Origin of the sequence: Cupriavidus neocaledonicus, assembly GCF_000372525.1 — a bacterium.
Classification (GTDB): Bacteria; Pseudomonadota; Gammaproteobacteria; order Burkholderiales; family Burkholderiaceae; genus Cupriavidus; species Cupriavidus neocaledonicus.
Genome location: NZ_AQUR01000050.1, coordinates 1 through 12,815, shown reverse-complemented (window position 1 = coordinate 12,815; position 12,815 = coordinate 1). Strand labels below are relative to the sequence as shown.

Below are 12,815 nucleotides of genomic sequence, written 5' to 3'. Positions count from 1 at the left end.
GGTTGGCCGTGCCGGCCGGGCGCTCGGCGCCAGCCGGGTAGCCCAGATGATGGCCGAGCTCGGCCCCCAGGGCGCGCTCGATCAGGGCCTTCTTGAACGCCATCGAGGCGTCCTGCACCGCCTCGGCGGTCATCGGACCCTTAACGAAATGGGCAATCAGGTCCTCGGGAATGGTCGGCAGCTCACGGTCGGCGGCCTGGCTGGTCTTGGTTTTGCGTGGCATACATGCTCCTTGGCGACATGTTATGCCCTAAACACAAAATTTCTGACAGGTCCCATAAACAACGCGCACGGGGCATTTGTAGTGCGCCAGTCGTGCCCGACAAAAGGCAATGATTCCCTCCTCGGCAGGTTCGCTCACCCCATCCTTGAGTTCGATGAACGCGCAGGGCGATTCTCCCCATTTGGGATGAGGTTGCGCCACAACCGCGGCAATCAGCACCGCCGGGTGCTGGTGCAAGACATCTTCGACCTCGACGGACGAGATGTTCTCGCCACCCGAGATAATGACGTCTTTCGATCGATCGGTAATCTGGATGTATCCGTCCGGATGCACCACTGCCACGTCGCCGGTGTGGAACCACCCGCCACTGAACGCGCGCTGGGTGGCTTCGGGGTTTTTCAGGTACCCCTTCATCACGATATTGCCACGTAACATGAGTTCGCCCTGAGTCTTGCCATCCCACGGCACAGCACTCATCGTGTCAGGATCCGCGACATACAATCCAGGTTGTGCCCGAGGTGTAGTTCAGAGCGATGGCGTCCCATTCATCCTCGGGATAGAGACCCGGAAAAGCCGGATCGCCCTGCTGAAGAAACTGCTCATATTCGAACTCGCCAATCAACTCTCCCGCCGGCGCCAGGGGGTCGAGGATATCAATAACCAGCGGAGGGCTATCCAGTCTCATCAGGTACGCACCGCGATGGCTGGGAACAACGCCCTTGGGGTCGGAGACGTATTCGTAGTGACGGGGGCCGGATCGGGCCTCGGGGCCGCCACCGCAATGGCGCTGGCGGAGGCAGGGGCGAAAGTGGTCGTCGTCGATCTTGACTCGAACTCGGGACAGGTTGTTGCCAGGCAGGTGGGCGGCATTTTCGTCCGGGCTGATGTCACGAAAGAGGAAAGCGTCAAGCAAATCTTCGACTATGCCAAGGCGCTTGGACCGTTGCGAGGACTCGTCAACTGTGCAGGCGTTGCGCCCGCTGAGAAGGTGATTGGCAAGAGCGGCGTGCACGGGCTGGCCTCATTCCAGCGCGTGCTGGAGATCAATGTTGCCGGCACGTTCAATGTGCTGAGGTTGTCGGCCGCCCTGATGGCGGAACAGCAGGCAACAGGCGATGGGGAGCGCGGCGTTATCGTCAACACGGCATCTGTTGCTGCCTTTGACGGACAGGTCGGCCAAAGCGCTTATGCAGCTTCAAAGGGCGCGGTGGTGGCAATGACGCTTCCGCTGGCGCGTGAACTCGCGCGCTTCGGGATACGTGTGGTCACGATTGCGCCGGGCATCATGGCTACCCCATTGCTATTGGCCATGCCGGATGAAGTGCAGAAGTCGCTCGGTGCGTCTGTACCGTTTCCTCCGCGGTTGGGCAAGCCGCAGGAATTCGCGGATCTCGTCAAGCATGTGATTGGCAACTCGTACCTCAATGGTGAGGTCATTCGACTCGACGGTGCCATCCGTATGGCAGCAAAGTGAGGGAATCATGCTGAACTCAAACATCGACCCCATCGTCATCCTGTCTGCAGCGCGAACGCCAATGGGCGGTTTTCAGGGAGAGTTGTCCCCATTGACGGCCCCGGAACTGGGAGGCGCTGCCATTCGTGCGGCCGTGGAGCGCGCGAACGTGAATGTAACGTCTGTCCAGGAATTGCTCATGGGATGCGTGCTGCCGGCTGGCGTCGGCCAGGCTCCGGCGCGCCAGGCCAGCATTCACGGCGGCCTGAGTCTCGCCGTGCCGTGCACCACGATCAGCAAGGTATGCGGATCCGGTATGAAGGCGGTCATGTTGGCGCACGACCTGCTTGTGGCGAAGACCAACGACATCATGGTCGCGGGCGGCATGGAGTCAATGTCCAATGCGCCCTACCTGTTACCGAAGGCTCGAGGCGGGTATCGACTGGGTCATGGGACGGTCCTGGACCACATGTTCCTTGATGGTCTTGAAGACCATTACAGCGAAGGCACGCGCGGACGCTTGATGGGAACCTTTGCGGAGGACTGTGCTGCTACGTACGGATTCACAAGAGATGCGCAAGACGAATGGGCGGTGTCGTCCACGCTGCGTGCGCAAGCCGCAATGGAAGCCGGGGACTTTGACTGGGAGACCGTGCCACTCACGTTGGAGGGTCGCAAGGGGCGGGTGCAGGTAAGAAGTGATGAGCAGCCCCGCAAGGCTGATCTGAACCGTATTTCCACCCTGAAGCCTGCTTTCAGGAAAGACGGGACGGTGACGGCTGCAAACTCGAGTTCGATCTCGGATGGGGCTGCCGCAATGGTTCTTGCACGGCAATCCGTCGCAGAGACGATGGGGCTGCAACCGATTGCGAGGATCGTCGGTCACGCGACACACGCGCAAACTCCGGCGACATTCACCACTGCGCCAATCGGGGCGATCCAGAAGCTGCTCGGGCAACTGGAATGGTCCGCATCGGAAGTCGATCTTTGGGAGATCAACGAAGCATTCGCGGTTGTCGCAATGGCGGCCGCGCGCGATCTCCGGCTGGACCGGGACAAGATCAACATCCACGGTGGCGCCTGTGCCTTGGGTCACCCCATCGGCGCTTCGGGTGCGCGGATCCTGGTCACGCTGTTGGCAGCGCTTAAGAAAACTGGCGGCCGTAGAGGGATCGCCAGCCTGTGCATTGGCGGTGGTGAGGCGACCGCCGTCGCCGTTGAGATGGCTTGATCATCGGTCGTGCTGCATCTCCGACGCGATGCAGCACGACTGCTGTCGCAAACGTGGATTAGTCGCCCATGTGGGCGAATTGCCGAAGTCCCTCAAGATCGATCACTTGGATCGCGCCGTATTCCATTGCAACCATGCCTGCATCAGCAAGTTCGCGAAGCGCTCGATTGGTATTCTGGCGCGACAGTCCTGTGAGCCGTCCAATTTCTTCCTGCGACAGCGCCAGGGTCCGGTCGGTCGAAGGGTAGAGTTGACGGTGAAACAATTCGGTGAGGCAGAACGCCACACGACCTGCTGCTTCGTGAAGCCTCAGGTTATGCACTAGGCCGACATAGTAGCCACAACGTGCGTTGAGCTGATCGATAACGTATCGGCTAAATGTGTGATTCTGTTCGAGCAGCCAGAGGAAAGTCGCTTTCGGTACATAGGCGATCCGGCTGTCTTTCAATGCCACTACCGAATACTGTCGTGGTTCGTCCTTGAGGACAGCACCCTCGCCAAACCATGCGCCCGCGGGCATGCTGGCGAAAGTAATGGCTCTTCCGCATGCGGATGCAGTATCTACTTTGACAATACCTTCGACAACTCCAAGCCAATGATCGGCCGGGGCGCCGCGGTGACAGGCCGTGCCTCCGGCGGTCAGGTGCTTTTCAAAGGAGTCCGTCATGACGCGCGCTTTTTCCTGGTCCGTCAGGCGATCGAACCAAGCGGAATTCCCAAAGAATGACGCGAGCGACGCGCGCATGGTCGTCTCAGCGGGCAGCGGCGGCCGAGAAATCTGTCTCCCGAAGCCGGGGGATAGCGATTGCATAGCGAGTTCTCTTTGGTTGCCCGTGGGAAGGCTCTTCTTCGCTGCGTACGGTGTGCACGAACGGAAGTCAACCTTGCGTCGCGTTCGGCTGCGGAGCGCCGATTCGCCGACAGGATGATCTTAAGCGAATCATGATTCCACTTAAGGCTAAGCGGCTCAACGGCCCATGTCAAGCCCTAATGCTCAGTAAAAGCAGGAAATTTCCCGGCTTTAAGGCTATTAAAAGTGCACTACGCTACTCGTCATCGGTCGCGTGGCACTCTTAAGTGCAATTTGGATTCCTATTTGCGCGAAACCAGGTAGGCGGCCCTGCGTTACTACGCGGCGCTCGGGGGAGGGAAGGACAGCATTTGCCCCGCAACTCCGCGCAGGCAGAATGTGATGATTGCGGTGGCATGCGCACTCAGGGACGTCGACGCCTCAGCGGCCTCATTGCTTAGCGGCACGACGAGGCCTTCAAACAGGCAGCCAACGATGCAATCTGCTGAAGCAGCGGCGTTCTGAGCGGGGAATGCCTTCTCGGTGATGCCTTGTTCGATGATTGTCTTGAAGACTCGGGAGAGGGCCCGATGATAAGTCAGGCGCGCTGACTCTACGTCGGGTTCTACAGGTTCAGCGACGAGCGCATGGGCCAGTCGTCGACCGCGGAGCGCCCGGCTGGCAAAGGTCCAGGCGGCCGCGCCAAGCTTCTCGCAGGCGGCGCCGTCTCGCATCGCAATTCCCGCTACAACTTCGACTTCGCGTTGTGCCGCCGATTTGACGACTTCGATCATCAACTCTGTTTTGGAGGGAAAGTAGCGGTAAAGCGTCCCTATCGCGATGCCGGCAGCATCCGCGATCGCAGTCATCTGCGCTTCGCGAAAGCCTGATTGCGCCACAAGTTCGCGCGCCGCTTTAAGAATAAGGGGATGCTTGTCGGCGCCACGGCGTCGGATCCGGACCCGGTGTCCATTCGGAAGATCTTGCATGTCGAATCTGCCGTAGTTCTGTTTCCGCATGGGGACCGCGGTCCACGCGATGGCGGTGCGCCGATTATGCCACGCACTGTCACCCCGTGCCCACGACGCAACCCCGTTGCCTCTGATGATCCTGCATCCTGACGCACGCACAGCTTTGTCCTATGCAAGACAATCTTCGCACGCGACGATCGTTACTGTTCCTGCTGTGGGTTCCGTGAGCACTGGAGTTGGCAATCCAGATGCACGCGTCGATGCACGATGGCCGATCGGAGTCGGCAGTGAAGTGCATGGGACCGCGGAGCACTGCGTACAACATGGCAAGGAGACACAACTATGAATCATGCTCGCGATAAGGTTTGGCGTAGCGTTGGGGCTTTGACCGTCCTCTCAACATTGGCGATCTCGCTGGCTGGATGTGGGGGTGAAGAGAGCGCCCCATCAGTCGGTGCACCTGGCCCAACGACTGCGCAAAAGTCACCGACGGAACTGTGCGGCGAGTTGAAGGGCATTGCCATTCCAGCAGGAAATATTGGCTTGGCCTCTACGGGGGCAACGATAACTTCTGCAACTTTGGTCGCTGCGAGCGACAGCGGCAATACGAGCGGTGAGTTCTGCAAAGTACTGGGCGGCATTCATCCCGTTGACTCTTCTGCACCCGACATCCAATTCGAAGTTGACCTTCCTACGGCATGGAACGGGAAGTCGCTCCACTTTGGCGGTGGTGGACTTGATGGAGTCATTCCTGACACGACTGGCTTCGCCGCATCGGGATTCTCGCCGTATGGCGAGCCGAGCGGTGTCCTTGCCCCGTTGGCTCGAGGCTATGTCACCTACGGTAGCGATGCTGGCCACCAGGCAGCCAATGACTTCGTCGGGACCTTCGCGTCAAACGATGAGGCACTAGCAAACTATGCAGGAAGCCACATAAAAAAGACGCACGACGTCGCGACGTTTCTGATGAAGACGCGATATGGGCAATCCGCGAGCCAGAGCTACTTCATTGGGGGATCTGGAGGAGGTCGGATGGGGCTCGTTGCGGCCCAAAAGTATGCGTCTGATTACGATGGCGTCATCGCCAGCTATCCTGCGTCCGGGCTGCTTGGTCTCTCATTCCAGATGGGGCGAATTTCGCAAGCCTCCCTCTCACCCGGCGGGTTTATCAATGCCGCTAAGGGCAAGGTCTTGCGAGACGCGGTCATGTCGCAGTGCGATACCCTTGATGGGGTAGCGGATGGTGTCATCAGCAATCCAGGCGCGTGCGGATTTGACGCGGCTACACTGCGCTGTCCAGGCGGTGCAGACACTGGAGACACGTGTCTGTCGGATGCACAACTCAATACCGTGGCGACAATCGCCACGCCGCTCATCACTACCTTCGACTTCGCGAATGGTATTCGAACCATCCCGGGCTACAAAGTACTTGCTGGTGCCGACTTTTGGGGGCCGCTGTATCCGTCCCTGGGTTCATCAGCAGCGGACGCCGTTGCGGATCCGGCCACGGCTGATGTGGCAAAGGCATCGTTCTTCTATGCCTTCCCGAATGCCCTGGTGAAGTATGCAATTGCTCGCGACCCGAGCCTCGACATCCTTACCTTCGGGTTCACGAATCCCGGCGCCCTGACCGCGCGGACACAAGCGGTGAGTCAGTTGATAGACGGAACGAGCGTCAATTTCGATGCCTTCAAAAACAAAGGCGGAAAGTTGATCCTGCAACATGGGCAGGCGGACCAGTTTATTCCTGCGCAGATGTCCGTTGACTTGTACAACCGCCTGCTTGCAGCCTATGGGCAGTCCCAGCTCTCATCGTTCCTGAAGTTCTATTTGCTCCCGGGCGCAGCGCATGGCTTCGGCGGCCAATTTGAAGGGGGTTACGACAGCCTGACGGCCCTGGACTATTGGGTGACAAAAGGGGTGGAACCCCATGATCTGATCGTTACCGATGTTACTCCGCCAACTACCGGTAGAAAGCGCCCGGTATGCGAGTATCCCGCGTGGCCAAAGTATGTCGGGGGCGACCCGAACAGTGCAACAAGTTACGTCTGTACTGCTTGAACCATCGAATGCACAGGTAAAGCAACCACATTGGCCCGACGTTTCGTCGGGCCAATGCATGTCGAGGATCTGGTGGTAATTGGACTTCATCCCTTGTTCCGCGCTGAGCGGAACTAAAAATAGGCCGGCTGCGCAGTTCTTGAAGGCCGAAGTAGGATTGACTTCAGCCATTCACCGCCTAGACGCGAATGGCTGAGACTGGCCGGCTACCGCCATTGCACCACGTCATCACCTGCTTGGTGGGAATGGGGAGGGTGTGACGGGGATCGCGGTAGGGACGGAGGTTACCCCCCGCCCCCCGCACAGATCCGTACGTGCAGGGCTACCGCATACGGCTCCTGCCTTGAGTCATGACGCGAAGAAGCGCTGTGTTGGGTAAGGGTGTAGAACGCGAACTGACGGTACATATGGCGCGACCCGTCGGAGGAATCGCGCCCAGGACATTCGCCCATATTGCCCACGTCGCCGGAGGGCATGTAACCAGGCTCGGCAGACCCCAGAACGGAATCTACTTAATCGCAGGTTGTTGCCCGGGACGGCGTGATAGTTGAAGTAGCCCTGCATCACACGGCGTAGCCATGTGCCGACCACTGCGATCGGTTCGTGCCGGCGCCGGTACAGCGCCTGCCGCAGTGCCTTGAGTGTGGCACGCATCCGCTTGCTCGATGTCAACCGCCTGACGATGAAACCGCCATTCGACCGCTTGGTCGCGCAAATGTGCGTGAACCCAAGAAAGTCAAACGTCTGCGGCCGGCCCAAGCCAGCGCGCTTGCGTAGGCTGGCCGCGTAGCGACCAAACTGCAACACTCGCGTCTTCTGTTCGTTGAGCGACAGCCCGAACTGAGCAAATCGTGCCTTTAAGGCCTCCAGGAATCGCGAGGCATCAGCCTCGGCCTCGAAGCCCACAACGCTATCGTCAGCATATCGCACGACGATCACGTCACCCTTAGCGTCGCGGCGACGCCATCGCTGGAGCCATAAGTCAAAGACGTAGTGCAGGTAGATGTTCGCGAGCAGCGGTGAGATCACCGCCCCCTGTGGGGTACCTACCCGTATTTCCGTCTTCGCCCCGTTCTCGATGACGCCGGCCGTCAGCCACTTGCGGATGAGCCGCAGCAGGCGCTTATCCGCAATTCGGTGCTCAAGGAACCGCATCATCCACCCGTGGTCGACCGTGTCGAAGAACGAGCGAATATCTGCGTCGAGCACCCAGTTCACTTTCTTCCAATGCAGCCCCACCCACAGCGCATCAAGCGCTTGGTGCTGGCCACGTCCGGGCCGGAACCCGTAGGAAAACCCAAGGAAGTCGGACTCGTAGATTGGTGTGAGCACTGTCACCACCGCTTGCTGGACGATCTTGTCCTCCAGCGCAGCGATGCCTAGCGGACGCTGTTTGCCGTCCGCTTTGGGTATGTACACTCGCCTTGATGGCAGGGCACGGTAGCGGCCAGCTTGCACCGCGTCCCAGAGCTTGCCTATCCGCTCGACCAAGCATTCCTCGTAGTCGTGCCATGTCACTCCATCAACCCCGGCCGCCGCCGACTTCTTCAAATGCATGAAGCTGTCGATCAGCAATCGCGGCGTGATGTGGTGCATCAGCGCGGTGAACTGCACCTTCTTGCCCGATGCCTTTTGGGCACAGGCTGCTTCGCGTACGCCGTTCAACCCCGTCGACGCGCGGGACCGGCTCTGTGTCCGGGGCGCGGGAGATTGTTCGGCGTTCCTCTTGGCTGCTCGCCTTCCCTCCCGATCCTCCGCAGACGCCGGCTTTGCGGCCGCGTCGTTGTTCGGATCGTTCCTCGGTACTACGCAAGCATCTGACTTCTCGCCAGCGTCGATGTCGGGCGTACGGCCATCGGCCTTCCCCGACCCGCCCACCGCCAGCTGCTCGGTGGGCACTGGCGAGATCTCCCAGTTCCTGTGCAGAGAGCTTCTGTGCATGCTCAGGGTCTTCGACCGCGTGGAGCCCGCCGAGAACTCGCGTTTAGCGCCCTCGACGATGTTGCCTTCCGCTTCGATCAACAGCGTCGGCGCTCCAGACAGAATGATTTCGCGGCTCAATGGCTGGCCTGCACTCTCCCCTGTCAACGCTTCGGCTGCACCCTCGCGGGTGCCGCCGCATGACTCGGGGCCAGGGTGGTTCGCTATTCCTTTCCTGTATCGAACTTTCATCGACTACTCTCTGCCAGTCTCCTGGCGCACTAATCGTACTTTTCGTGCAAAATCTGGCGGTTTCCCCGAAAGCCTTTGTCCACAACGCTTTCCGACAAGCCCACACTTGTTGACGGCTACGAATGAGAGGAGGGCGTAACATATGCGCCCGCGATTCGTATCGCGCCATCTCGATGGGGGCAAGAGATGCCGGGCTTGGGATTTCGCTATGTGGGAAGGGACCGGTTGCCGACGCGGTTGTCGGATTTCGATGTGGAGCGATATTTCGCACTGACCGACAGCGACGTCGCAGCGCTCAATGAGCGCTTTCGTCCCGACCGGCGCGCTGGGGCGGCCATCCAACTGGTATTCCTGCGCGCAAGTGGGCATAGCCTCGGCCAAGTCAGTACGCTGCCGCGCCAGTTGCTCCACTACATCGGCCAGCGGCTCGGTTTGACGACGCCGACCATTGCATCGCTTCGGACCCTATATCGCCGGTACAAAACGCTCTATGACCACCTGATCTGGGCCTGACGGCATCTGGGGTTGAAGTCAATCGGCCCGGACCAATGGGCAGGCCTCGAAGCATGGATGCGCAAAAATGCCAAGGAGTCGCTCACGCTCGACGAACTACTCCAGCACGCGAACTGCTGGCTGTACGAACGAAGGATTCTGATTCCCGCCGACCGGACGTTGCGAGATCTCGGACGATCGGTCTGGGCTGAGACCGAGCGCGACACGCTCGCCCTGATCGAGGCGACCGTCCCTGAGACGCAACTGAGGCGCGCCGATGCAGCGCTATCGAGCCAACACGACGCCGCAGACATGACCGTTCTCGACTGGCTCAAGACGCCGCCGGCCCGGCACAGTCCGACGACGATCACCGAAACGCTGGAAAAGATTCGGTTTCTCAAGGAGATCGGTGTACACACATGGACGCTGGACACCGTGCCGATCGATAAGCAGCGTGCGTGGGCACAGCGGATTCAGGCGCGCCGTCCGGTGAAGACCCGCGAGCTCAAAGGGTCGGCGCGCACTCTTGAGCTGGTATTTTTCCTGCGCGTGACGCTGCTCGAGTTGACCGATTCTCTGCTCTATCAAATAGGGCGCCGCGTTTCCGATCTGGTTCGGCACGCCTACAACAAGACCACAACGAAACAGGCTCGCTCTTCTGTTGAATATCGACAACAACTGGGGCGTTGTTGCATAAATCCGGGGTCGGTTGGGCTGACGTTTACGCGCAACGGCTGGAACGCTGGCTCTGTTAACTTCTGACGATGCGGCGTAGTGTCTTGGATTTTTTCCGGGACGATGCGCAAGGACAACCGACAGCAAGCCGAGCCCAAGGGGGTCTACCGCGTCAAGAACTGGGCGCAGTACAACAAGGGGCTGATAGCCCGAGGAGACGTGACGATGTGGGTCGAAGAGAGCTTGCTCGTGCCACCGGCTAAAGCCCAGTCGCCCAAGCGTGGCCACCCGCTCGTCTATACGGATGCGCTGATCCAGGGTCTGCTCGGTCTCAAGCAGGTGTTCCACCTGCCGCTGCGCGCGCTGCAAGGCTTCGCGCAGAGCTTGCGCACCCTGGCCTTCCCAACATTGCCAGTGCCGAACTACACGACATTGAGCCGCCGCGCGCAAAATCTGAACGTCGTGCTGCCCGCCTCTCGTACCGGCGAGTCGCTGCATCTGGTGATCGACAGCACTGGACTGAAGCTTTACGGCGACGGCGAGTGGAAGGTTCGCAAGCACGGTTGGTCCAAGCGCCGGACTTGGCGCAAGGTCCATCTCGCCATGGACGCGAACACCGGCCAAATCCGTGCCGCGCTGATGACCCATCAGGACGTTGGCGATGGCGAAGTGTTGGCCGACCTGCTCGATCAAATCCCCGCTGATACACCGATCGATACCATCGGAGGCGACGGCGCTTACGACAGCAAGCCGTGCCACGCGGCGATTGCCGCGCGGGATGCACAGCCCTCGATTCCACCACGCGATGGAGCGAAGCCATGGTCCGAAAGTACGCCGGGTGCAGCCTGGCGTAACGAGGCCATCGATGTCATCGAGAAGAGCAGTCGACGCGAATGGAAAGCCGCCAGCGGCTATCACCGGCGCTCGCTGGCAGAGACCCTGATGTACCGCCTCAAGACGCTGACGGGACACAGTCTGTGGGCACGCGAAATCGGGTCGCAGGCCACCGAAGTGGCCATCCGTGCGGGCGTGCTCAACCGCATGGTCGCGCTCGCTCGCCCGCAATCCGTCTGTATCGCCTGAGTTCAGCCTCACCGAGGAGCCCCTGTTTTCAATCTCGATTTATGCAACAACGCCACAACTGGTCGTGATCAAAGCGCTCGTTCATGACAACACGCGCCCGGCAGAAGTCCGACTTGCAGAGATAGGAGCACTTCTTGGGGAGCTACCGGACAAGCCTCCAGCCAGCCATGCGGCCAGCGTGCGCGAAACGCTGACTGATGATTACCGACGCATCCGTAGTCTCCTTGCACCCCTATGTGAACTGGAATTCTCGGGTCGGGACACAGAACCTAGCCTACAGCAACTCGAGCTTATCGCCAGGCTGCGCGATGACGGCGCGACGGAGTTGCCCATTGAACACGGCGTCCCGATTAGCGCCAACTGGCGCGCTTTGGTCGACTGCGACGATCGAAAGCGTGCACTGCACGCTCTGGAAGCCTCCGCGATCACGAGCTTGCGCAAAGATCTGCGCCGCGGGTCGGTGTGGATCAACCACAGTCTGTCCTTTCGTGAACGTGACCAGATGTTGATTCCACCGTCAGAATGGGAGTCCGAGCGAGACCGGCACCTATCATTATTGGGTCTACCAGCTACCGCGGATCCCTTTCTCGAGCGATTGACTGAGAATTTGAAGGCCAGTCTCGCCGCGCTGGAGGAGGCTCGCGAAGCCGGACGCGTGACAATCGGCAAGGATGGCGCTCTGCACCTCTCGACACTTGAGGCGCTACCGACGGACGGGATACCGAGGCGCACACGAGACCTGCTGTTCAAGGCGATCGGCGCAGCTCAGTTTGCGGATCTCATGATGGAGGTGGATGTCCACACGGGATTTAGCGAAGTACTGCTGGCGCGGAAGGCACGCGATGCCAAAGAACTTGTCTCGCTCTACGGCGCGCTGATGGCACACGGCACCGAGATCGATGCGAAAGGCGTTGCCGCCATGATTCAGCAAGTCGATGCTGCGGCGATTTCGAACACAATGCGTGTGCTCGAAATGTCGGGCCGGCTGTCGCGCGCCAACGCGCGCGTGGTCGAGTTTCAACGTACGCACCCCATTACAGAGTTGTGGGGAACTGGCCAGCGAGCCTCGAGCGACTCGATGAGCCTGGATACATCACCTCATCTGTTTTACGCTCGTGTCGACCCGCGTAGGCGCACCCATGCAGTAGGTATCTACACGCACGTCCTGGACCAGCATGGCATCGTGTACAACCAGCCCATCGTCCTTAACGAGCGCCAGGCGGGGGTTGCAATCGAAGGGGCAGTGCGCCACAGCGACACGCGCGAGGACGGCGGCCTGCTCGCGCTTGCCGTTGATACGCATGGGTATACGAACGTGGGAATGGCTGTGTCGAAGCTGCTCGGCTTCGATCTATCAGGCTGCTGAAGTACTCATCGCGCTAGCGATGAGTTTTCCCCGCAAGGCTGGGAGCGCTGTTTTTCACAATCCGGAAGCCGGACGTCACTGCCTCGGCTTTTTCCGCGTTTTGGCGCCCATTCCGGCCTCATTAGCGCGATTACTGCAACTGCGGACGGATTTGTCCCAGCGAGCGCATGCGCACGAGGTGGTAGGCGGCCATGCTCAGCACAAACATCTGATCGACTTTCTTCAGACCGCGCACCATCACCTGACGCATGCGCCCCACGGTCTTGACCCACCCGAAGCCCTGTTCGATCAGCTTGCG

At 59.9% G+C, this 12,815-nt stretch carries 8 protein-coding genes and 5 pseudogenes; 6 read left to right on the top strand and 7 right to left on the bottom strand.

The window, feature by feature from the left end:
* From A3AG_RS0100960 to A3AG_RS34290, 3 genes and pseudogenes are all read right to left on the bottom strand, one after another.
* A pseudogene (locus A3AG_RS0100960) lies at positions 1 to 223 on the bottom strand (IS256 family transposase); the annotation flags it as partial.
* Positions 224 to 250: 27 nt separating this feature from the next.
* Positions 251 to 718 (bottom strand): annotated as a pseudogene (locus A3AG_RS32695) (AMP-binding enzyme); the annotation flags it as partial.
* Entirely contained in the window at positions 705 to 908 is a 204-nt protein-coding gene (locus A3AG_RS34290) for a hypothetical protein (RefSeq protein WP_018003739.1), read from the bottom strand. The pseudogene A3AG_RS32695 and the gene A3AG_RS34290, both read right to left, overlap by 14 nt.
* Before the next feature lie 15 nt (positions 909 to 923).
* Between A3AG_RS34290 and A3AG_RS0100945 the strand changes: the two genes are divergently transcribed.
* Positions 924 to 1,697 carry an SDR family NAD(P)-dependent oxidoreductase gene (locus tag A3AG_RS0100945; RefSeq protein ID WP_012354461.1) on the top strand — a complete coding sequence of 258 codons (774 nt, stop codon included), beginning with the start codon at positions 924 to 926 and terminating at the stop codon, positions 1,695 to 1,697.
* A 7-nt stretch (positions 1,698 to 1,704) separates the two neighbouring features.
* Positions 1,705 to 2,907 (top strand): acetyl-CoA C-acyltransferase, encoded by a 1,203-nt coding sequence (locus A3AG_RS0100940; RefSeq protein WP_012354462.1) that lies wholly within the window; start codon positions 1,705 to 1,707, stop codon positions 2,905 to 2,907.
* A 58-nt stretch (positions 2,908 to 2,965) separates the two neighbouring features.
* Here A3AG_RS0100940 and A3AG_RS0100935 read toward each other — a convergent pair whose 3' ends face one another.
* Complete coding sequence (locus tag A3AG_RS0100935) at positions 2,966 to 3,652, bottom strand: Crp/Fnr family transcriptional regulator (protein ID WP_012354463.1); 687 nt, start codon at positions 3,650 to 3,652, stop codon at positions 2,966 to 2,968.
* Between the two features lie 383 nt (positions 3,653 to 4,035).
* The gene (locus A3AG_RS0100930) at positions 4,036 to 4,686 is read right to left on the bottom strand and encodes a TetR/AcrR family transcriptional regulator (protein ID WP_012354464.1); all 651 of its coding nucleotides are present in this window, start codon (positions 4,684 to 4,686) and stop codon (positions 4,036 to 4,038) included.
* Positions 4,687 to 5,010: 324 nt separating this feature from the next.
* On the opposite strand from A3AG_RS0100930, the gene A3AG_RS0100925 reads away from it, so the two are divergent.
* The gene (locus A3AG_RS0100925; protein WP_012354465.1) at positions 5,011 to 6,729 is read left to right on the top strand and encodes a tannase/feruloyl esterase family alpha/beta hydrolase; all 1,719 of its coding nucleotides are present in this window, start codon (positions 5,011 to 5,013) and stop codon (positions 6,727 to 6,729) included.
* Positions 6,730 to 7,077: 348 nt separating this feature from the next.
* Here the strand turns inward: A3AG_RS0100925 and ltrA are convergent, their stop codons facing one another.
* Positions 7,078 to 8,790 carry a group II intron reverse transcriptase/maturase gene (gene ltrA / locus A3AG_RS31115; protein WP_018003737.1) on the bottom strand — a complete coding sequence of 571 codons (1,713 nt, stop codon included), beginning with the start codon at positions 8,788 to 8,790 and terminating at the stop codon, positions 7,078 to 7,080.
* Between the two features lie 297 nt (positions 8,791 to 9,087).
* Here ltrA and A3AG_RS34800 point away from each other — a divergent pair.
* The 3 genes and pseudogenes from A3AG_RS34800 to A3AG_RS31110 all read left to right on the top strand — a co-directional run.
* Positions 9,088 to 10,074: pseudogene (locus A3AG_RS34800) on the top strand (DUF4158 domain-containing protein); the annotation flags it as partial.
* A gap of 117 nt (positions 10,075 to 10,191) precedes the next feature.
* The gene (locus A3AG_RS0100905) at positions 10,192 to 11,151 is read left to right on the top strand and encodes an IS5-like element ISRta5 family transposase (protein WP_012354468.1); all 960 of its coding nucleotides are present in this window, start codon (positions 10,192 to 10,194) and stop codon (positions 11,149 to 11,151) included.
* Between the two features lie 55 nt (positions 11,152 to 11,206).
* Positions 11,207 to 12,505, top strand: a pseudogene (locus A3AG_RS31110) (Tn3 family transposase); the annotation flags it as partial.
* Positions 12,506 to 12,647: 142 nt separating this feature from the next.
* Here A3AG_RS31110 and A3AG_RS33825 read toward each other — a convergent pair.
* Positions 12,648 to 12,815, bottom strand: a pseudogene (locus tag A3AG_RS33825) (IS5/IS1182 family transposase); the annotation flags it as partial.

Excerpts from the sequence above, each read along its gene's own strand:
- A3AG_RS0100935 (WP_012354463.1), bottom strand. The coding sequence starts at position 3,652 with ATGCGCGCGTCGCTCGCGTCATTCTTTGGGAATTCCGCTTGGTTCGAT.
- A3AG_RS0100945 (WP_012354461.1), top strand. The coding sequence starts at position 924 with ATGGCTGGGAACAACGCCCTTGGGGTCGGAGACGTATTCGTAGTGACG.
- A3AG_RS0100925 (WP_012354465.1), top strand. The coding sequence starts at position 5,011 with ATGAATCATGCTCGCGATAAGGTTTGGCGTAGCGTTGGGGCTTTGACC.
- A3AG_RS34290 (WP_018003739.1), bottom strand. The coding sequence starts at position 908 with ATGAGACTGGATAGCCCTCCGCTGGTTATTGATATCCTCGACCCCCTG.
- A3AG_RS0100930 (WP_012354464.1), bottom strand. The coding sequence starts at position 4,686 with ATGCAAGATCTTCCGAATGGACACCGGGTCCGGATCCGACGCCGTGGC.
- A3AG_RS0100940 (WP_012354462.1), top strand. The coding sequence starts at position 1,705 with ATGCTGAACTCAAACATCGACCCCATCGTCATCCTGTCTGCAGCGCGA.
- A3AG_RS0100905 (WP_012354468.1), top strand. The coding sequence starts at position 10,192 with ATGCGCAAGGACAACCGACAGCAAGCCGAGCCCAAGGGGGTCTACCGC.